At 47.3% G+C, this 18,249-nt stretch carries 19 protein-coding genes; 5 read left to right on the top strand and 14 right to left on the bottom strand.

Annotated elements, in window-relative coordinates:
• Positions 1 to 7: 7 nt before the first annotated feature.
• The 3 genes from QMA01_RS04845 to QMA01_RS04835 all read right to left on the bottom strand — a co-directional run bounded on the left by QMA01_RS04845 (position 8) and on the right by QMA01_RS04835 (position 2,559).
• Positions 8 to 1,270: an MBL fold metallo-hydrolase gene (locus QMA01_RS04845; RefSeq protein WP_290214429.1), complete on the bottom strand. Its 1,263-nt coding sequence runs from the start codon at positions 1,268 to 1,270 to the stop codon at positions 8 to 10.
• Positions 1,271 to 1,644: 374 nt separating this feature from the next.
• Positions 1,645 to 2,094 (bottom strand): SRPBCC family protein, encoded by a 450-nt coding sequence (locus QMA01_RS04840; protein WP_290214428.1) that lies wholly within the window; start codon positions 2,092 to 2,094, stop codon positions 1,645 to 1,647.
• Positions 2,095 to 2,106: 12 nt separating this feature from the next.
• Positions 2,107 to 2,559, bottom strand: a complete 453-nt coding sequence (locus QMA01_RS04835) for an SRPBCC family protein (RefSeq protein WP_203339976.1) — start codon at positions 2,557 to 2,559, stop codon at positions 2,107 to 2,109.
• Positions 2,560 to 2,696: 137 nt separating this feature from the next.
• Here QMA01_RS04835 and QMA01_RS04830 point away from each other — a divergent pair, with 137 nt between their 5' ends.
• A complete protein-coding gene (locus tag QMA01_RS04830) occupies positions 2,697 to 2,882 on the top strand; it encodes a hypothetical protein (RefSeq protein ID WP_191715675.1) in 186 nt (61 codons plus the stop codon).
• A 50-nt stretch (positions 2,883 to 2,932) separates the two neighbouring features.
• On the opposite strand, the gene QMA01_RS04825 is transcribed toward QMA01_RS04830, so the two are convergent.
• The 5 genes from QMA01_RS04825 to QMA01_RS04805 form a co-directional block, all read right to left on the bottom strand.
• Positions 2,933 to 3,520, bottom strand: a complete 588-nt coding sequence (locus QMA01_RS04825; protein ID WP_290184804.1) for a histidine phosphatase family protein — start codon at positions 3,518 to 3,520, stop codon at positions 2,933 to 2,935.
• A gap of 381 nt (positions 3,521 to 3,901) precedes the next feature.
• Positions 3,902 to 4,273 carry a nuclear transport factor 2 family protein gene (locus QMA01_RS04820; RefSeq protein ID WP_290214427.1) on the bottom strand — a complete coding sequence of 124 codons (372 nt, stop codon included), beginning with the start codon at positions 4,271 to 4,273 and terminating at the stop codon, positions 3,902 to 3,904.
• Positions 4,274 to 4,618: 345 nt separating this feature from the next.
• Complete coding sequence (locus QMA01_RS04815) at positions 4,619 to 6,532, bottom strand: PTS fructose transporter subunit IIABC (RefSeq protein ID WP_290214426.1); 1,914 nt, start codon at positions 6,530 to 6,532, stop codon at positions 4,619 to 4,621.
• Positions 6,529 to 7,461 (bottom strand): 1-phosphofructokinase, encoded by a 933-nt coding sequence (gene pfkB, locus QMA01_RS04810; RefSeq protein ID WP_290214425.1) that lies wholly within the window; start codon positions 7,459 to 7,461, stop codon positions 6,529 to 6,531. Before pfkB ends, QMA01_RS04815 begins: the two co-directional genes overlap by 4 nt.
• Positions 7,458 to 8,210 (bottom strand): DeoR/GlpR family DNA-binding transcription regulator, encoded by a 753-nt coding sequence (locus tag QMA01_RS04805; protein WP_290214424.1) that lies wholly within the window; start codon positions 8,208 to 8,210, stop codon positions 7,458 to 7,460. The genes pfkB and QMA01_RS04805 overlap by 4 nt, the downstream gene beginning before the upstream one ends.
• A 193-nt stretch (positions 8,211 to 8,403) precedes the next feature.
• Here QMA01_RS04805 and QMA01_RS04800 point away from each other — a divergent pair, with 193 nt between their 5' ends.
• Together QMA01_RS04800 and ptsP are read left to right on the top strand one after the other, a co-directional pair.
• Positions 8,404 to 8,673, top strand: a complete 270-nt coding sequence (locus tag QMA01_RS04800; protein ID WP_290184794.1) for a phosphocarrier protein HPr — start codon at positions 8,404 to 8,406, stop codon at positions 8,671 to 8,673.
• Positions 8,670 to 10,388 carry a phosphoenolpyruvate--protein phosphotransferase gene (gene ptsP / locus QMA01_RS04795; RefSeq protein WP_290214423.1) on the top strand — a complete coding sequence of 573 codons (1,719 nt, stop codon included), beginning with the start codon at positions 8,670 to 8,672 and terminating at the stop codon, positions 10,386 to 10,388. Before QMA01_RS04800 ends, ptsP begins: the two co-directional genes overlap by 4 nt.
• A gap of 41 nt (positions 10,389 to 10,429) precedes the next feature.
• Here ptsP and QMA01_RS04790 read toward each other — a convergent pair whose 3' ends face one another.
• The 4 genes from QMA01_RS04790 to yfkAB all read right to left on the bottom strand — a co-directional run bounded on the left by QMA01_RS04790 (position 10,430) and on the right by yfkAB (position 13,946).
• Positions 10,430 to 11,149, bottom strand: coding sequence for a 3-ketoacyl-ACP reductase (locus QMA01_RS04790; protein WP_290214422.1), 720 nt, complete (start codon positions 11,147 to 11,149; stop codon positions 10,430 to 10,432).
• Between the two features lie 342 nt (positions 11,150 to 11,491).
• On the bottom strand, positions 11,492 to 11,668 hold the full coding sequence (locus tag QMA01_RS04785) for a hypothetical protein (protein WP_290214421.1): 177 nt from the start codon (positions 11,666 to 11,668) through the stop codon (positions 11,492 to 11,494).
• Between the two features lie 138 nt (positions 11,669 to 11,806).
• Positions 11,807 to 12,754 (bottom strand): MBL fold metallo-hydrolase, encoded by a 948-nt coding sequence (locus QMA01_RS04780; protein WP_290214420.1) that lies wholly within the window; start codon positions 12,752 to 12,754, stop codon positions 11,807 to 11,809.
• A 67-nt stretch (positions 12,755 to 12,821) separates the two neighbouring features.
• Positions 12,822 to 13,946, bottom strand: a complete 1,125-nt coding sequence (yfkAB, locus tag QMA01_RS04775) for a radical SAM/CxCxxxxC motif protein YfkAB (protein WP_290214419.1) — start codon at positions 13,944 to 13,946, stop codon at positions 12,822 to 12,824.
• A 206-nt stretch (positions 13,947 to 14,152) separates the two neighbouring features.
• Here yfkAB and QMA01_RS04770 point away from each other — a divergent pair, with 206 nt between their 5' ends.
• Positions 14,153 to 15,004: an NAD(P)H-hydrate dehydratase gene (locus tag QMA01_RS04770; RefSeq protein ID WP_290184785.1), complete on the top strand. Its 852-nt coding sequence runs from the start codon at positions 14,153 to 14,155 to the stop codon at positions 15,002 to 15,004.
• 50 nt (positions 15,005 to 15,054) lie between these two features.
• On the opposite strand, the gene QMA01_RS04765 is transcribed toward QMA01_RS04770, so the two are convergent.
• Positions 15,055 to 15,522, bottom strand: a complete 468-nt coding sequence (locus QMA01_RS04765; RefSeq protein WP_191715662.1) for a low molecular weight protein-tyrosine-phosphatase — start codon at positions 15,520 to 15,522, stop codon at positions 15,055 to 15,057.
• 192 nt (positions 15,523 to 15,714) lie between these two features.
• Between QMA01_RS04765 and QMA01_RS04760 the strand changes: the two genes are divergently transcribed.
• Positions 15,715 to 16,137 carry a YgaP-like transmembrane domain gene (locus tag QMA01_RS04760; RefSeq protein WP_191715661.1) on the top strand — a complete coding sequence of 141 codons (423 nt, stop codon included), beginning with the start codon at positions 15,715 to 15,717 and terminating at the stop codon, positions 16,135 to 16,137.
• 545 nt (positions 16,138 to 16,682) lie between these two features.
• Here the strand turns inward: QMA01_RS04760 and QMA01_RS04755 are convergent.
• The gene (locus QMA01_RS04755; RefSeq protein ID WP_290214418.1) at positions 16,683 to 18,113 is read right to left on the bottom strand and encodes a carbon starvation CstA family protein; all 1,431 of its coding nucleotides are present in this window, start codon (positions 18,111 to 18,113) and stop codon (positions 16,683 to 16,685) included.
• Between the last annotated feature and the right edge of the window lie 136 nt (positions 18,114 to 18,249).

Raw genomic sequence — 18,249 nt, 5'->3', positions numbered from 1 at the left:
TATGCAATCAGGTTTTGGTTTGGACTGGTTCCGGCAATTGTTGGAGCAAGGCGAGCAGCCCGTCCGGATAAAGCGTGGTTTCTTCCAGTGCCAATTCACCCAAACTGACCCATTTCGCCAGCGTTTTTTTGCTTCCTTCTGTCACCTCAAAGGGTTCTCTCTGGAACTGTTCAGAATCCATGAATTCCACTTCGTAGACAAGGGAGATTTCATGGAAAACCCTTTTGTTTAAGACATAGATGTTTTCGAGGACGTCCATATACCGCCCAACGCGGATTTCTGCATCGATTTCTTCTTTAAACTCTCTTTTCAGCGCATCTACTGAAGTCTCTCCCAGCTCAATCGTGCCGCCCAGCGGCCGGTAGAAAGGGCCGTCTCCTTTAGAATGACGCACGAATTGCTGTTCCATGAGAAATGCATTTCCTTTTCTGAGGATGCCTAATGTATTTGCACGAGGCTGTATACACTGGTTCTTCCTGCTTTCAAAATCAAAGACGACAGAAGTGACAATATGGATGGTGTCCCATTCCCTGTTCGAAAACTTGATGATCGGATAAGTTTTTTGAAAAAGCTGTTGATTGATTTCGCTTGGGGTCTGTCCTTTTTTATAACGATCAATGATTGTTTGCTGCAGGTTTTCCAAGTGGTTCAGCTTCTGTTCAAGCAAGGCGCGTCCGTTTTCCAAAAAACCCGCATGGCTGCAGAAGACCGATGTGAATGGCAGCGTCAGTAATTTACGCAGCGATGCCATGATGAGCGGGACCGACTCTGTTTTCATCATGACGCGCGTTTTAGGGGACACAAAAAGATCTCCGGTAAACAGACGGCCCGATTCTTCATGAAACAAGGCAACATGGTCGTCAGCGTGTCCAGGTGTATGGATCACTTGCCATTCTAGTGTCCGGGAGCGGACGCGCTCCCCAAGCGGCAAAGCGTTAAAGGCGCGCCGATTGCCCCAGGTGATTTTTCGGTATTCCGGGTACTCTCCATCATCTTCAATTATTGGCATGCCCAGTGGATGAAGAAAAAATGGAACTTCAACATGTTGCTGGAGCCATGCGGCGTTTCCGGTATGATCTTCATGGTGATGCGTCAAGACGACTTGGTCAAACGAATGATCAGTGAAAAACACCTCTAATTCTTTTTGAAGTTTCTCGGCGCCCGTATCAATCAGCATGCCGTCAACCAGATACACAAATACTTTGCTGCGCGTTTCTTCTAAAATTCCTTCTACGCACAAAACCTGTTCTTTTTCATAGACCTTGATCATGTTCCAATCCCCCTATGGATGATGAAGTAGCTATGCTCATTTCCTATATCATACAAATACAGCCTTCAGCTGTCACGAAAAGCCTTGTTTTTCTGCTATTACTTTGCACGATTCTTTTAATCTATGTTGTTTCTTGTTTCAATTGAGGTTATTTATTGATTTTTAGTTTTTCTTGTAGACGTTTTTGAACTTATATGTTAAATCCTTAAGTAGTTTGTTACATATCTTTAAAAAAAGAGCTTACCTTCTGTTTTTGACATATCGACAGATGAAAGCTCTTTTGTTTCTATTTTGTTTATAGTTGTTTGTTCATCTATTTTCATGGTTTTCTGTTGAATAAGGAACCGTTCTTGTATGATTGTTGTCATTTACCTTTAAGATTCAGCCTTTGTGCGCACCCGCTCCACCAATTCTTTTGCCTGCTCTCTGCTGCTGTCGTTCGGGTCAAGCTTCAGCAAAGCCCTTCCCGCCAAATTGGCCCCCGTATTGGAACCGCTGTAGACGAATAAGGTCTCTTCATCGCTGATTTTGCTTAAGTTAAAGCTTAAGGAGATCTTGAAAAGCCCCCCAGCCACAAAGCTGAGGTCTTTGCGCTTGCCATTCGGCAAATCTTCATAAGCAGTGATTTCCATGACATAGCTGACCAACCGGTTGCCCATCTGGTTTTGCTGCGCATACTTGGAACCCACTTGGTTAGGCGGACCTTCGATCAATTGGTGTTTTTTCAGCTGCGGCATAATGGTTTGCAGCCGGTCATCAGAAAACAGTGCCCACACCTTATCAATAGGAGCATGGATCACCCGTTGCTCATTCCAGTGCACCATCTTTTCGTCCCCCTAAAGTTTCAAAGCTTCCTCGCGTACGCGCTCCATGAACGTCTGGACGGTTTGCTGGCGTGTTTTCTTGCTGCCCGTCAGCAGCATCGCCTTGCCCATTAACCCCTTGCCTTTGTTCGAGCCTTCGTAAATAAACTTTGTACGGTTTTCACCGTCTTTCAACAGCGTAAACGAATAAAACACATCAAAACTCTGGCCCATCTCAAACTGTGTTTGTTTACGTTTTTTATCGGGTGTATCCTCATAACCGACGGTCTCGACGATATAAGTTTGCAGCTGGTTCCCTTCATGGTAGCTTTGGGCATGTTTGGCACCAAACTGGTCATTGTCGTTTTCCAACAGAATATGCTCTTCTACTTTGGGCATCAATTTTTTCACGTTGTCATCCCGGAACAAACTCCATACTTTTTCGATATCGGCCTCAATCACCATTTCTTCTTTCCATTTCACCATACCGGTTCCTCCTCAACTGACGTTCTCTCTTTGCCATTATGCCATTCCTTCAGGCAACTTTCACTTTTCGGGTTTAATGTGCCTGCTTGAAATAATCACCAGCAGCTTTATAATAAGGAAAGGAACGGAGTGAAGAAATGAAGACACCAACCATTTTGATTTTATTCATCATCGCCATGCAATTGATCACTTCAGCAAATGCTTTGATTTTTGACGGCATGCTGGGCGATATCGTCTTCTGGTTCAATTCAGCATTATTCATGGGAGCGATGGCTGTTTACGTCTACCGCATGGACAAAGAAAAAAATACAGCGAAAAAATAAAAAGCAGCAGGACGAAAAATCGTCTTGCTGCTTTTTTAAAAGCTGCCGGCTTAACTGCTGCTCAGCGAGTGTTGAAGATGGCTTACCTGATTGTAATTTTGGATGATCCAATTGTGTTTGTCGAAATGGATATGGCTAAGGCAAGCATTCAACAACCGGGTTTTACCCGAGCCGATTTCACCGTTCGACAATTCACCGAGTATGGCATTGATGACGCCTCCATGGGACACCAGCAGCACACGCTGTTCAGGAAAGCGATCGTTGATGATCTTCAATCCTGCAGCGAGCCGTTCTGCGAAAAGCTCATTGTCTTCCTGGTTGGGATAAAACCGGTTTGGAAATGTCAGCGCACGTTCTTCATAGGTCATTCCTTCAGCGTCCCCAAAATGTTTTTCCGCAAACTGTTCCATTTCAATCAGCGGCAACCCCAAGGTTTCGTTGATGATTTCAGCAGTACGCCGGGCGCGCTGCAGCGGACTCGTGACGATCAAATCCCAATCAGCACCAGTTAAATACGCCCCGCATTGCGCCGCTTGGCGTGCACCTGCTTTATTCAATGGAATATCGGCCGTCCCTTGAATCTTCCCTTGTGCATTCCAGTCCGTTTCCCCGTGCCGAACCAAACATACGGTGGTCATATTTAGTCACCCCTCTAGTCATTGTTGATATTTCTCCATTTTACCATAAACTCAGCCTACGTTCATCAGAAAAGACGAGCCGGCAAACTGTATCGCCCCTTTTCCCCCTTCTTCAGATGGTACCCAAGTATTGCCCCATAGTTGTTTCGAGAGATACTGCTGGAAATGCCAAAGGTTCAGTCGTCCTATCTTTATTCATTTACATTTATTGCAGTAATGAACTTTCTAATTCGCTTTCTTTTTCATTGTTTACATATTTTGAACTTTTTTTGTTTAGCCTTATGTAAGTAATTACATTTATAGCTATGAACGCCATTTCGCTGTTGTCTTTTCCCCAAAGAAACCCCCTCTGTCTCACACCAGAGAGGGTTTTCCGTTTCTTTATTCCTTCAATTCGATGACGAAAGTGGTCATATCCTTTATTTTTCCATCTTCTTCGTCACCCAATACGTAAAAGTCACAAAAAGCGTAGATTTTCGGTTTATCTCCGTCGCCTTTCTTGATCATTTTCCCTTTTAGCGCCGCTTCCCTGCCGTTGGTCAAAGAAAGTTCCGTCGTACAGTCCATATTGGTATAACCCTCTTCTACGCCGAAAGCCACATCAAGAAACGCTTGCTTGCCTCTGATCGGTTCGGACCCGACGATGGTCCATACTACGTCTTCCGTAATACTCGCTTCAATGAATTCCCGGTCACCTTGAAAGAATGCCTCATTGAATTGGCGAAAAAAATCCGTATCTCTTGCGGTTTTCATTCTTAGCCGCTCCTTCCACTTAACGTTCCTTTCGTATAGTTTCTTGTGTCTTGTCGGCAAGCAGCATGCCTGCCGATGAAATCTTTCCTGGATGATCATGCGCCAAAACAGTCATTCCCCCTGAAAATGATCCACTGCATATGGTGACTCCTGTCAGTGTCCTTTCACCTCTTTCTAATCCATTTTGCCAACCGGCTCCGCCCTGTAGGTGTTATTGTATTATTCAATACCCATTTTGCAGGAGAATCATACGCAAAATCACAGCGTTAAAGCATTTATTTTGCGGAGCGGCAGGCAACCAAATAAAAAACCGCTTCAGGACAGAAATCCTGAAGCGGTTAATCATTATGCGGCTACGGCCACGCGTTTTTTCAATGCCCCGGCAACAATCGCGGTGACAACAGCACCTATAAGAATTGCAAGAACATACATCAAGATGCTGGCTACGCCGCCGTCGACAAGGCCGATGACGAAGACTCCACCATGCGGAGCGCGTAGGCCGATGTCAAACAGCATAACCAAAGCGCCCGTGACAGCCGCTCCGGCCACTGAAGCCGGGATGACACGTGCCGGATCGGCCGCGGCGAATGGAATGACGCCTTCTGTGATAAAGCAGGCACCGAGCACGTAAGCCGTTTTGCCGGCTTCACGTTCGGGTTTGGTGAATTTATTCTTGAACAAAGTTGTAGCAATGGCCATGCCCAGCGGCGGAACCATTCCAGCCGCCATGACCGTCGCCATGAAATTGAAGTTTTGTGCATCCAGCATCGCGATGCCGAATGTATAAGCTGCTTTGTTGATGGGACCGCCCATATCAATGGCCATCATACCGCCTAACAGCAATCCGACCAATACCAGGTTCGTACCGCCGAGGCTTTCCAGAAACGAAGAAATCGCCGTGTAGACTTTGGTCAGCTGCGGATTGACCAGCATCATGATGATGCCGGTGATGGCAATCGCAAAGACCGGGTAAAACAGGACCGGTTTCAAGCCTTCTAAAGAGTTCGGCAGACCGGCAAATACTTTTTTGACCAACAGTGTTACGTAACCGGCGAGGAACCCGGCGATCAAGCCGCCAAGGAATCCGGAACCGCCGCTCGCTTCTTCAACGCCCGTAACTGTGATGGCAATCAAGCCGCCGATCATACCCGGTGCAAATCCTGGTCGGTCTGCGATGCTCATCGCGATAAAGCCGGCAAGTACCGGAACCATCAGGAAGAAAGCATTGCCGCCGCCGATGGTGTTCAACATGGCCGCGAATTCATTGTATTCAGGACTATCGGGATTCGAGGCGTTGATGCCCCAGAAAAACGAGATGGCAATCAAGATCCCGCCGCCGACAACGAACGGCAGCATATTCGATACCCCGTTCATCAAATGCTTATAGAAGCCGCCTTTGGTTTCGCCTGCATCCGCTTCGTCTTTAGATTTGTCGTGTTTATAAGTAGGTGCATCACCTGTCACCGCGCGGTTCAACAACGTGTCTGTTTCATAGATGGCTTTGCCGACCCCCGTCTGAATCACCGGCTTGCCGTTGAAACGGCTCATTTCCACCTTGGTGTCAGCTGCAACGATGATGGCGTCCGCTCCTGCAATATCTTCATCAGTCAACCGGTTTTTGACGCCGCTCGATCCGTTGGTTTCCACTTTCAAAGCGATGCCCAGCTCTTTGGCGCGTTCATTGAGTTTTTCTGCAGCCATATAGGTGTGGGCAATCCCTGTCGGACAGGCCGTAACGGCCAGAATTTTTTTCTGGTTGCTGTCAGCGGGAATGTTTTCTGCCGCTTCTTCCGGTTCTTCCAAGGAAGCTTCTTTGTCGGAAATCACTTGCAGCACTTCCTGTTTGGACTGCGCTGCCAGGATATTGGTGCGGAACTTGTCATCCATCAGGAAAGTCGCCAAGCGGGACAGCGCTTCCAAATGGTCGTCATTGGCGCCTTCACTGGCCGCAATCATGAAGAACAGGTTTGCTGGCTGTCCGTCGAGCGATTCAAAGTCCAGCCCGTCATGGGAACGGCCAAAAGCGATGGCCGGTGATTTGACCGCAGCGGATTTGGCATGCGGAATGGCGATGCCGTCGCCGATCCCCGTCGTGCTTTGGCTCTCACGCTCAAGGATGGCAGAAATGAATGCGGATCTGTCCGATAGTTTGCCGGCACTTTCCAGTTGGAAGGCCAGCTCTTCAAGCACTTGTTGTTTGCTTGTAGAGGATAAGTTCAGGATAATGGTTTCTTCAGTTAACAGCTGCGTGATTTTCATAGAGTCACACCCTTTTCTTCGAATGGATAAATCTCAACTTGGTCCAACAGTTTTTCAACATCTTCAAAGCGGCAAAGATCCGACCGGAAAGCGGTGGCGGAGCCGCTTGCCACTCCATAGCGGAAAGCCTCCAATGGGTCGCTTTGCATGGTGTATGAAGCAATAAATCCAGACACCAGCGAATCACCCGAGCCGACCGTGTTGATGACGTGTCCTTGAGGGGCTTTGGCCAGCCAAGCGCCCTCTTTAGTCACCAAAAGCGCACCCTCGCCTCCCATAGACACGACGACATGTTCCGTATTCCGCTCCACCAGTTTTCTGGCATACTGGAAAGCCTCAGCTACTGTATTGATTTTGACATCGAATAATTCGCCCAGTTCCTGTTGGTTGGGCTTGACCAGAAAGACAGGAGCCACCAGAAGGCTTTTCAATGCCGGTCCTGAAGTGTCGAGTACAAAATGCACTTGATTGGCTTCACAGATTTTCGCGAGCTCCAGGAAATAAGCCGGAGCAATGGAACCAGGCAAGCTGCCGGCCAAAACAAACCAGTCGCCTTCGCCCATCGAACGTACTTTTTCAGTTAAAGCATCCAATTGGCCGGCATTCAGCGCTGGGCCCGGTCCATTCAGTTCGGTTTCTTGATTTGACTTGATTTTGACGTTGATGCGGGTGATTTCCGAAGTATGGATAAAATCAGCATCGACGCCTTCGTTTTTCAGAAACTCCTCTATATAATGCCCTGTAAAGCCGCCGGCATAGCCGAGTGCCCGATTGGAGATGCCGAGGCGCTTTAACACGCGTGAAACATTGATGCCTTTTCCTCCGGGGTAATAATAGACTTCTTCGGAGCGGTTCAGTTTTCCGCTCCCGAATTCGGGTACATATACTGTGTAATCAATGGATGGTGTGATGGTACAGGTATAGATCATCGGTTCACAACCTTTACTGTTGTCTTTTTTTCGAGTCCAGCATTGGCTTCTTTGGAAATTTCATCTACAATTAAAGTGGCGCGGTCCAAATCCATAATCTTAGCGAAACTGATTTTATTGGTTTTGGAATGATCAGCGAGCGCATAGGTTGTTTTTGCCAAAGAACTGGCCAATTGCTTGACGGCTGCCTCCTCGGGGTCCGGTGTTGTATAGCCGTAATCCGAATGGAATCCATTGATTCCGAGAAAACAGATGTCGAAGCGATAGTTCTGCAAAGCTTGGATGGTATGGGAACCGACAAAGGCACCGGTCCTCGGCTTCATCAATCCGCCGGTCAAATAAGTGGTGATGCCATGGTCGTTCAAGGCTTCGACGAGCGTCAGCCCGTTGGTGACAACCACCAGATCCTTGTCTTTCAGAAACGGAATCAGTTGAAAGGTCGTGGTACCCGCATCCAGGAAAACGCTGTCTCCCCGCTGGACAAAAGAGGAAGCGAGTTCCGCAATCCTGATTTTTTCATCCAGGAACTGCGTTGATTTGTCTTTGATGCTGGGTTCCAGCAAATTTTGGCCCGGCAGAATCGCTCCGCCGAAAACGCGTTCCAGTTTTCGTGACTGTTCAAGATCCGTCAAATCCCTGCGGATCGTCGATTCTGACGCACCTGTCGATTCCACCAGTTCCTGGATTTTGATGGCCTGTTTTTCGGCTAACAGCCGCAAAATGTAAGTATGCCGTTCGTTGGTCAGCAAGGTATCACCTTCTTTTTAATAGAGTAAAAGTTCTGTTAAATAGATACTACTTGAAATCGCTTCCACAATCAATCATAATCGTTCATAAGCAATCAAAAAAATGTACTTTTCTTATGTACACTCGTTCAAAAACCGTCGAAAACGGTCAACGGAGTGCTAAAATGATTGCACTTACAAAAGGAGGAAATCAATCATGGTCGAAAAACAATTTACAATTACAGATGAAGCAGGTATGCACGCACGTCCGGCATCCGCGTTGGTTGGAGCCGTATCAAAATTCAAATCAGACATCACAATTGAACACAAAGGAAAAAAAGTAAACCTTAAATCCATCCTGGGTGTTATGTCGCTGGGCGTTCCGAGTGGATCAGTAGTCACCATCGCAGCTGATGGCGAAGACGAAAACGAAGCCATTGAGAAAGCAGCAGACGTCATGCAGTCAGAAGGGATCTCAACCCAATGACAAAAACAATGTCCGGAATTGCAGCGTCGAATGGGATAGCCATCGCTAAAGCTTTTCGCTTGGAAAATCCGGTATTGAATGTTGATAAGCGAACAGTTTCGGATATCGACAGCGAATTGGAGCGAATGACTTCTGCTTTGGAAAAATCCATTGCGGAATTGGAAGTAATCCAAAAGAAAACAGCTGAAACAATCAGTGATAAAGAAGCAGCGATCTTCGGTGCCCACTTGCTGGTCCTGAGCGACCCTGAATTGGTCGGGCCGATCACTGAACGGATTACGACAGACCAGGTCAATGCAGAGTTTGCATTGCAGGAAACAACGGATATGTTCATTTCCATGTTTGAGGCGATGGACAATGACTACATGAAAGAACGCGCTGCGGACATCCGCGACGTCAGAAAACGGGTGTTAGCCCACCTCTTAGGCGTCACCATCCAAAGCCCAAGCATGATTTCCGATGAAGTCATCATCATTGCAGAAGATTTAACGCCTTCCGATACGGTGCAATTGAATGCCCAGTTCGTGAAGGGCTTTATCACGGACATCGGCGGGCGCACTTCCCACTCGGCCATTTTGGCACGGACATTGGAAATTCCAGCAGTGGTCGGTGCGAAAACCGCCATGGCGGACATCCAGAACGGCATGACCGTCATTGTGGATGGGTTAGGCGGAACGATTTTAATCGATCCGGAAGACAGCGTCATCGAAGAATACCAAAACAAGCAAGCGGCTTATGACGAACAAAAAACCGAATGGGCCAAAATGAAGAACGAAGCGACGGTTTCCGCTGACGGCCAGGCCGTTGAAATCGGCGCCAATATCGGAACGCCGAAAGACATTGCCGGCGTCCTTGATAATGGCGGCGAAGCCATTGGCTTGTACCGCACGGAATTCCTGTATATGGGCCGCGACCAGTTTCCGACGGAAGACGAGCAAGTCGAAGCTTATGCCAGCGTTTTAAAAGGCATGGAAGGCAAACCGACCGTTGTCCGCACACTGGATATCGGCGGCGACAAAGAGCTGTCTTACTTGGATCTGCCAAAAGAACTCAACCCGTTCCTGGGCTTGCGCGCCATTCGCCTTTGTTTGGAAATGCCGGACATGTTCCGCACGCAATTGCGTGCGTTGCTTCGTGCCAGCGTCCACGGCAACTTGAAGATCATGTTCCCGATGATCGCGACATTGGATGAATTCCGTGAAGCGAAAGCGTTGTTGCTGGAAGAAAAAGCGAAGTTGCAGGCTGAAGGCATTGCAGTCAGCGACTCGATTGAAGTCGGTATCATGGTCGAGATCCCATCGACCGCTGTCATGGCGGATACATTTGCTAAGGAAGTCGATTTCTTCTCGATCGGCACCAACGACTTGATCCAGTACACGATGGCTGCAGACCGTATGAATGAAAGCGTGTCGTATTTGTACCAGCCATTCAACCCGGCTATCCTGCGCCTGGTGAAAATGGTCATCGACGCTTCTCAACGCGAAGGCAAATGGACCGGCATGTGCGGAGAAATGGCGGGAGACGAGATCGCTATCCCGATTCTTCTCGGCTTAGGCTTGGATGAGTTCTCAATGAGCGCTTCATCGATTCTAAAAGCCCGTTCCCAGATCAGCAAGCTTTCCAAAGCTGAAATGGCACAGCACACAGACCGCATCCTGGCGCTCAGCACTTCCCAGGAAGTTGAAGAGTACGTCACCAAACTTTCCAATAACTAAAAACGAGCCGAGGGAAAATTCCCTCAGCTCGTTTTTTTGATTTAAAATGGATTGGTTGCCCATTGGCTCGATGTCGGAATAAAGATCCGTGGATGCAGCTTCAATTGCGCAACCATATATTCCGCCAAATCCTCTGGATGCATGAATTTTTCTTTTTCTTCATCGGTCTCTCCTTCTTTATACGTCAAATCCGTTACTACACGGCTCGGCGTTAAAGCAAAGACACGGATATTATGCTTGCGGACTTCCTGCGACAATGATTCTGTCATGCCGAGAACACCGAATTTCGAAGCACTGTAGGCGCTCGAACCCGCGGTCCCCCGCAAACCTGAACTGGAAGAAATGTTGATGATGTCTCCCCCATTCTTCTCTATCAATTGCGGCAGCACGGTCCGGGTGACATAATACATGCCCATCAAATTCACATCGATCACTTGCTTCCATTCTTCCGGCTCCAACTCCAAAAATGAGCCGTATTTGCCGATGCCCGCATTATTGATCAATATATCGGCTGTCCCAAGTTCATCTGTCAGTTTTTCAATGGCTGCCTCCACCTGTTTCAAATCAGAGACATCAGCCACTGCGTAAGCCACACGGCCGCGTAATGATTTGATTTCTGTTGCCAATCTCTTTAAATCTGCTTCTGTGCGGGCGATCAAACCGACGTTGACGCCTTCATTGGCCAAAGCCAGCGCTGTCGCGCGTCCAATCCCTTTTCCCGCTCCAGTTATAAAAGCCGTTTTCTCCGTCAATAATTGCATAACCCAAACTCCACCTCTCAAAATATGTTCCAGTTGTTTTTATAACATTCTTTACGGCGAACAAAACAGCTAATCCGTTAACCGTTCGTATTTCCCCTTTACCCTTAATAGGCAAATGAATAAACAGAACCAAAAGAAAAAATATTCCACTTCAAGGGGTTTTTCAATTTGAATAACCCATTCAACCCAACCCCCTCTTTTATGAATAATTAAACATTCTACTTTCGTACCAATTGAATAAATTATTCAAAAATAGATTTCGAATACGCAGAAAGACGCAGAGGCCTTTCCCCTGCGCCTTTCTGTGATATGAATAATTATTCAAAAAACAAGATAACAGAGTTATTCATTGGAAGCCGAATCTTTTTTCCCGGTTTCGGCTGTGTCTTCGTACTGTTCTTTCTGGCGGTCCTGTTTGTCTTCAGCTTCAAGATCTGGAAACTGCTGTTCAGGGGTGCCGGTGAATTGTTCTTTTTCTTGTTTTTTTTCATCTTTCTTTTTTCTATCGTCTTGTGCCATTTATCTCCACTCCTTTTAGCCATTGTTATTCTTAAGATACCCGCTCTCGGTTTCTTTAATCCCTGGACCGGTTTCTAACCGGCTGTTTTGTAAAGGCGAAGCATTCCAAACATAAAAAACCTGTGCGTAAGCACAGGTTCATCGTTGCTGTTTTGCTAATGTATCCAAAATCCCCATGGAGCTGACTTGCATATCCAAGCGGATATATGGATAAACTTCGTGGTCATCCGCTATGTTTTGAGTCCTTAAATAATCTTGAACCCGTTTAAACAACCGTTCAGCGAGTTCTTCAGGCGCCAGTCCCGCAGAGTAGGCGGCTTGACCTTCTTCAACAAATACCTTCAGCCATTCTTCGGATTGGCGAAGTGCAGCTTCCGGCTGATCTGTTTGGCTGAAATGTCCATAGTAGATGGCATCCAGTTTGGCGGCTGACATGCGTTCAATGGCATTTTGCATCGCTTCGGGATTGAATTGATTGGGCGAAGTAGACGGCAGATAAAGATCGATGCCTTCCCTTACCAATTGATCGTAGCGGATGCCCACTGTATCCCCAGCGAAAATTCCGTTGCTGACGGGATCGTATATACTGAAATGGTGATTGGCGTGTCCTGGGGTATCCCAGAATTCAAGCGTACACGCTGCACCGATTTCAAGGCCCTCTCCTTCTGTCTTGATGAGCAGCCGGTCTTCTGGAATAGCGACAATCGGAGCAAACAATTGGTCGAACTGCTCTCCGTACACCATCTGTGCACCAGCAGTCAGGCGGCTTGGGTCTGACAGGTGCCGTGCACCTTTTGGATGCACCACCACTTGTGCGTTCGGGCAATCCTGAAGCAAAAGCCCAGCTCCTCCAGAATGATCCAGGTGAACATGGGTGACGATTATGTATTCGACGTCTTCCAATGTGAAGCCTAAATCAGCCAGCCCTTTTTTGACGTGTTTAACTGAAGGGCTTGGCCCGGTATCCACAAGCGTCAAGTGCTCTTCATCAATCACGTAGGTCCCGGTGCGTTCCGGCAACCCTAAATCAAATCCATCGATCAAGTACATGCGTTCATTTAAACGAGTCGGTTGTTTGTCGGCCACTTTATCCATCCCCTTTGAATTCATTGTCTCTGCTTTTATGAATTACAAGAATATTCTACCATTCATTTTAAAGCTTGGAAGCTTTTTTGGTAAAATCCACCTCTGGGTAGTAAGCGTTTTTCACTAACAGGTTTGGTCCGAGACATTTGACTGCTGGACAATGGCAGGCGATCGAACGGGCTAAAGGACGATCAAGCCAGCTATCGAGCATCGCCGGGAGTGAATCGGTCTGGATGTTGCCCATCGGCGGGGTGTCCCCGAAATCTGTGACGATTACCTCCCCTGTAAAGATGTTGACATTCAGGCGGGAGCGGCCGTCCGGATCGTTGCGCACTGAGACGTTTTTGCTGCTTCGGATGCGTTCTAATAAAGCCAATTGCTCCGTATTGTCGCTGCACGGATAAAAGGGCAATGTACCGAACAGCATCCAGGTGTTATCATCCCGGGTATCCAGCAATTCATGAATGGCCGTCCTGGTTTCCTCTAGTGACAGCACCTCCAAATTTGAAGCGAAATCACTGGGGTACATTGGATGAATCTCATGTCTTGCGCATTTCATTTCTTCAACGATTTGTTTGTGGATAGATGCCAAATGAGGCAAAGTCCGTTTGTTGAGCATGGTTTCTGCCGATACCATCACTCCAGCTTCAGCCAATGCCCGGCTGTTGTCGATCATCCGTTGAAACTGCTCGGCGCGGCGCTCACGAGTCGGCTTGCGTTCCATATGAGCAAATCCGCCATCGACAAAATCATCTACTGTCCCCCAATTATGTGAGATATGCAGCACATCCAAATAAGGGGCGATCAGCATATAACGTTCAAGCGGCATCGTCAGATTTGAGTTCATCTGTGTCCGAACGCCGCGTTCGTTGGCGTACTTAAGTAAAGGCAGCACGTAGCGTTCCACGGATTTTTTTGAAAACATCGGTTCCCCGCCAGTCAAACTGATGGTCCGCAAATGCGGAATTTCATCCAGCCGCGTCAACAGCAATTCAATTGGCAAAGCCTCGGGATCTTTATGTTCCAACATATAGCCAACCGCGCAATGTTCACAGCGCATATTGCATAGATATGTAGTGGTGAATTCAATGCTTGATAGTGTGGGCTTACCGTGCTGTGCAATATCGAGGTAAGCCTCCCATGGGTCATTCAATGGATTCATCGGCTGTCGAGCCTGTAAGTTTTGTGTCATATCCTCAATCTCCTATTCGCTTATTGCGCTATTAAGTATGCGCCTAGCTAGAGAATTTCGCAATACGCCGCTCCGCAACAATAATTTAGCACAACAATTTAAATGGAATTCCTGTAAAGTTTCACAGCTCAATTTTGCATTTCAAAAATATGTTGCGTAAAGTAATCAACAAGAGCCTCATCTATTAAAACTGGAGGTGCACAACTATGTCCCCACAGAAAGAAACTCCATCGCAATGGACAAAAGAACAAGTAAAAGCAACACTTCCCGAAAGAGACCCCAACAGCCACAAAGGCAGCTTCGGCACCGCGTTATTGATTGCCGGCACAAAAGAAATGCCGGGCGCTGCACTTCTTGCAGGACTTGGTGCAATGCGGAGCGGCGTGGGCAAGCTGGTCATTGCGACAGAAGCGGAAGCAATGGCAATGATCGTCCCTCGGCTGCCTGAAGCGACCTATGTGCAGAATGGCATGCAGCGAATTGCCGAACAGCTGGCTTCAGTTGATGCTTACCGGGCAGCGGCAATCGGTCCCGGCACGGAACCGGATCGCATGACTGAAGACGCATTGAGTGTGTTGCTCGAGAGCTCGATGCCACTGATTGTCGATGCCGGCGCGTTGAGCAGACGCACTTACGCTGAGCGCCAGGCACCGGTCATCCTAACGCCGCATCCAGCTGAATTTTCCCGCATCACAGGAGTGGCAGTCGCAGAACTTCAAAAACACCGGGCCGATTATGCTGCAGAATGGGCAGAAAGATTAGGGGTCGCCATCGTCTTGAAAGGCCAACACACGGTGACGGCTTTTCCGGATGGCGAGGTTTGGATAAATCCCACCGGCAACAGTTCATTAGCCAAAGGGGGTACCGGCGACACATTGGCAGGCATAATGCTTGGCATGTTATGCTGCCACAATGACTGGAAACATGCCGTATTGAACGCCGTCCACATGCACGGAGCCTGTGCGGATGAATGGACCAAAACCCGCTCTCCGCACACGCTGCTCGCTCACGAATTGGCAGAGTTGCTGCCGGAAGTCTGGGCCGCATTCGAATCTTAAATTCCATACAAAAGCGGCGAGGAATCAATCTCCTGCCGCTTTTTACTGTTTTATGAAATCGAATGATCTTGTTTGATTTTCTCCAATAGCGCATCACAGCCGTCACTGACGAGCCCAAATGTCTCTTCAAAATCTCCCGTAAAATAAGGGTCTGGTACATCTTTTAAGTGATCGGTCAAATCCAGGAAGCGCAGAATTTTCGGATGGTCGGGCTGGCCCAGCATTGAGCGGATGTCTTCAATATTCGTTTGGTCCATCCCGACGATATAGTCAAAACCGTCAAAATCGTCCGTTTGCAATTGGCGCCCTTTCAAACCTGTAGCGGAAATGCCGTTAGCTTCCAGGATTTTCAGTGTTCCCGGATGTGGTCTTCTGCCGATATGCCAATCGCCCGTTCCCGCTGAATCCACTTGCACTTTCCCACTCAGCCCCGACCGCTCCAGCCGATTTTTAAAAACGGCTTCAGCCATAGGCGAACGGCAAATATTGCCCAAGCACACAAACAATACACGAATCATCTAATCCCCTCCTAATTGCGTATAGCTCTCGTGAAAGCCATTCATGTTCTGCTATTGTATCATCCATCCCACTCCTCCAGCAGCATTCGACGGCTGACCAGAAAGGAAGAAAACTTTGTTAATCACCAAAAAGGGTTTATGGTTGCCCCAATGCGGAATACTAGTATAAACACCGAAAGCGAGGAATCCATAATGGCTGCAAAAATCGAAGCATTGCCTTCCACTCAATCAAAAGTCGCTAAAGCGACACCTGACCACATCAATGAAAAGATTGAGCGGGAAACTGAAGCCCGCATCAACACATTCAAGCGCAAGGATCCTGAAGCAATCAAACAGCGGATTTCTGAACTGGAACAGGAATGGGACACAGAACGCGTACTGGAAGCCACGATGGCGTCTTTTGCACTTTCTTCTTCCCTACTCGCTCTCACTGTCAATAAGAAATGGGCTTATTTCACTGGAGCCGTCAGCGTCTTCATGCTGCAGCATGCGCTTCAGGGCTGGTGTCCGCCACTGTCCATGATCCGCCGGCAAGGCGTCCGGACGATAAGTGAAATCAATTTGGAAAAAGAAGCATTGAAAGACTTGTTGGAAGATGAGCACTATCCTATCTAAATAACGGAGCAGAAAAACAGCCAGCCCCTACTCTGCATAGGGACTGGCTGTTTGTTAACCCGTTTTAACGGGCAATAAGACTTCGATTGGATGCAGTGACAATCAGTGGGCTGAAGAAAATCTCCACTGATTGAGGCATCTCTTTATACCGGCTGTCAGATTTTATAATGACGTCTGCCGGTTGGTTTGTTTCGTTCAATTTTTCCTTTGTAAATGACCCACGACAAATAAAGTATGCCCATAATATTCAATGAGAACAAAATGACCTGATAAAGAGCCAAACTCCGATACGCCATTATTTCTACGTAACGGATGCAGTTCATCAAAAAAATCAATACCGGCAACCATAACCAATTATTCGAAATTGACTGTTCCTCCCTTTTAAGACCGACCGGCTTTATCTTTGAAAGCTTCTAATCGCCTCAAGTTCTTATTTTATCAAAAAAACGAGAGAAAGGAAGAGTTTTTATTACAAATATTTCAGAGGCTTGTATTATTGGTTATATTTCTAAAGAAAAAAGCAGGCTGCCATAGCCTGCTTTTAATTATTCAACTGTTACAACGGTCTGAACTTCTTCTTTGCGGTTCTTTCTGGCCTTGCTGTAGAACATCACGATAATAATCGCTGTAAAGACCAGTCCAACTACAAACGACAGGTTCAAGTCCAGATTAAAGCCAATTTTCTGATTGAGTATATAGACAAAGACCATGTAAGTGATAAAGATGGCCGGTGCCATGGATACCAGGTAATTTTTAGCTTGAATATAAAGATACATGGTAGCAATCCACAATGCGATTGCAGCAGTCGCCTGGTTAGCCCAGGAGAAATAACGCCATAGCAGATTAAAGTCGATTTGCGTCAAGACTGCAGAAATGATGAACAACGGAATCGCAATGATCAGCCGTTTCATCAGCTTGGTCTGGTCGACTTTAATGTAATCCGCGATAATGGATCGTGCTGCACGGAAAGCCGTATCGCCTGAAGTGATCGGCAAAACGATCGCGCCAAGGACGGCAATCGTGCCACCCACTGCTCCGAGCAGAGTCATCGATACTTCATTGACGACCGCTGAAGGCGTACCTGAATTGATCAGCCCGCTGAGTGTCTGGCCATCGAAAATGCTCATCGCTGCAGCTGCCCAGATCATTGCAATGATCGCTTCTGCAATCATCATACCGTAGAAGATATAACGGCCCTGTGATTCTTTTTCCACAGTCCGGGAAATGATCGGCGACTGCGTAGCATGGAATCCGGATAACGCTCCACACGTAATTGTGAAGAACAAGATTGGGAAAATCGGCAAATCGCCTGGGTGCATGTTGGTAAAGCTGAGTTCCGGGATTTTGTAATCAGAGAACAACAGCGCAATTCCGACACCCAGAGTTCCTATCAGAAGCACCGCACCAAAGTATGGATAGAAGCGTCCGATTATCTTGTCGATCGGCAGGATCGTCGATAGGAAATAATAGATAAAAATGAGGACGATGATGATGCCGACCGCTACTTTGCCATCCAATAAGATGGACAAGAGCGATGCCGGTGTCGTGACAAATACTGTTCCGACCAACAGCAACAGCAATAAGGCGAAGACATTGACGATATGGCGTGAAGCAGCGCCGAGAAACTTGCCGGCAAGTTCTGGGATATGCGCGCCTTTGTTGCGGATGGAAATCATGCCCGTCAAATAATCGTGGACAGCTCCCGCGAATATCGAACCGATGACGATCCACAGGAACGCTACCGGGCCATAAAGCGCTCCCATGATCGGACCGAAAATTGGGCCGGTCCCGGCAATGTTCAATAATTGGATAAGAGCGTTTTTATGCTTGTTCATCGGCACAAAATCCACACCATCCGCATTAGCGTGGGCAGGCGTCTTTCTTGCTTCAATCGGATCGAACAGTTTTTCGATAAATTTACCGTATGTAAAATACGCCACAACCAGAATGACGATGGAAATCAAAAATGTAAACATTGGGCACCCCTATTCTTTTTTGAAAACGCTTTCTTGGTATAATAAAAAAAGACAATACCTGTATAAAAATTTTATGTCTTTCTCCGTCGCCCCTCCCTTTCTGATGCTATTGATGGTTTCTTATTAAAAAATAAAT

The organism is Planococcus notacanthi (genome assembly GCF_030407825.1).
GTDB lineage: Bacteria > Bacillota > Bacilli > Bacillales_A > Planococcaceae > Planococcus > Planococcus notacanthi.
This window is presented reverse-complemented; position numbering and strand designations above follow the sequence as displayed.

Bases quoted from the DNA above. Each gene is read 5' to 3' on its own strand.
- QMA01_RS04835 (WP_203339976.1), bottom strand. From the start codon at position 2,559: ATGGTGAAATGGAAAGAAGAAATGGTGATTGAGGCCGATATCGAAAAA.
- ptsP (WP_290214423.1), top strand. From the start codon at position 8,670: ATGACAAAAACAATGTCCGGAATTGCAGCGTCGAATGGGATAGCCATC.
- QMA01_RS04815 (WP_290214426.1), bottom strand. From the start codon at position 6,532: ATGAAAATCACGCAGCTGTTAACTGAAGAAACCATTATCCTGAACTTA.
- QMA01_RS04785 (WP_290214421.1), bottom strand. From the start codon at position 11,668: ATGGCACAAGACGATAGAAAAAAGAAAGATGAAAAAAAACAAGAAAAA.
- QMA01_RS04840 (WP_290214428.1), bottom strand. From the start codon at position 2,094: ATGGTGCACTGGAATGAGCAACGGGTGATCCATGCTCCTATTGATAAG.
- QMA01_RS04790 (WP_290214422.1), bottom strand. From the start codon at position 11,149: ATGCAATTATTGACGGAGAAAACGGCTTTTATAACTGGAGCGGGAAAA.
- QMA01_RS04800 (WP_290184794.1), top strand. From the start codon at position 8,404: ATGGTCGAAAAACAATTTACAATTACAGATGAAGCAGGTATGCACGCA.
- QMA01_RS04755 (WP_290214418.1), bottom strand. From the start codon at position 18,113: ATGTTTACATTTTTGATTTCCATCGTCATTCTGGTTGTGGCGTATTTT.
- QMA01_RS04760 (WP_191715661.1), top strand. From the start codon at position 15,715: ATGGCTGCAAAAATCGAAGCATTGCCTTCCACTCAATCAAAAGTCGCT.
- QMA01_RS04825 (WP_290184804.1), bottom strand. From the start codon at position 3,520: ATGACCACCGTATGTTTGGTTCGGCACGGGGAAACGGACTGGAATGCA.
- pfkB (WP_290214425.1), bottom strand. From the start codon at position 7,461: ATGATCTATACCTGTACCATCACACCATCCATTGATTACACAGTATAT.
- QMA01_RS04845 (WP_290214429.1), bottom strand. From the start codon at position 1,270: ATGATCAAGGTCTATGAAAAAGAACAGGTTTTGTGCGTAGAAGGAATT.
- QMA01_RS04770 (WP_290184785.1), top strand. From the start codon at position 14,153: ATGTCCCCACAGAAAGAAACTCCATCGCAATGGACAAAAGAACAAGTA.
- QMA01_RS04820 (WP_290214427.1), bottom strand. From the start codon at position 4,273: ATGAAAACCGCAAGAGATACGGATTTTTTTCGCCAATTCAATGAGGCA.
- yfkAB (WP_290214419.1), bottom strand. From the start codon at position 13,946: ATGACACAAAACTTACAGGCTCGACAGCCGATGAATCCATTGAATGAC.
- QMA01_RS04830 (WP_191715675.1), top strand. From the start codon at position 2,697: ATGAAGACACCAACCATTTTGATTTTATTCATCATCGCCATGCAATTG.
- QMA01_RS04765 (WP_191715662.1), bottom strand. From the start codon at position 15,522: ATGATTCGTGTATTGTTTGTGTGCTTGGGCAATATTTGCCGTTCGCCT.